Source organism: Streptococcus oralis, from assembly GCF_004127215.1.
Classification (GTDB): Bacteria; Bacillota; Bacilli; order Lactobacillales; family Streptococcaceae; genus Streptococcus; species Streptococcus oralis_BD.
The window spans coordinates 1-404 of record NZ_QEWJ01000127.1 but is presented as its reverse complement, the minus strand read 5'-3'; the positions used below and the strand labels follow the sequence as shown (position 1 = coordinate 404).

At 67.6% G+C, this 404-nt stretch carries 1 protein-coding gene; it reads right to left on the bottom strand.

Translation table 11 applies throughout. From position 1 onward, the window contains the following. The coding region (locus tag DF216_RS10655) for a PQQ-binding-like beta-propeller repeat protein (protein WP_164979061.1) at positions 1–404 on the bottom strand (404 nt) is incomplete at both ends.

Genomic DNA, 404 nt, shown 5'->3' with positions numbered 1-404 from the left:
TCGTACGAGGGCTGGACGTACGCGATGAGCTGGTCGCCCTCGACCTTCATCGGCATCATCGACTCGTCCGCGGGGGACTTGGTCCGCCACTTCTCCTTGCCCGTGGCGAGATCGATCGCGACGATCTCGTTGGCGCCGGTGGTGGCCTCGGTCGGCAGGTAGAGCGCGCCGCCGCCGACGGCGACGCCCGCACAGCCCTGGAGGTCGCGTTCGAGGATCGCCCAGCCGCACTCGGGGGCGAAGTCCTCGTCGACGCCGACCTGTTCCTGCACCTTGCCGCCGGAGGTGAAGGTGGAGATGTTCCAGACCTTCTTGTCCTCGTTGGTGGCGTAGACGACCAGCGGGTCGACGGAGTAGGCGCGGGCCACCCGCCAGCCCTTCTCGTACTTGTAGGTCCACAGGAC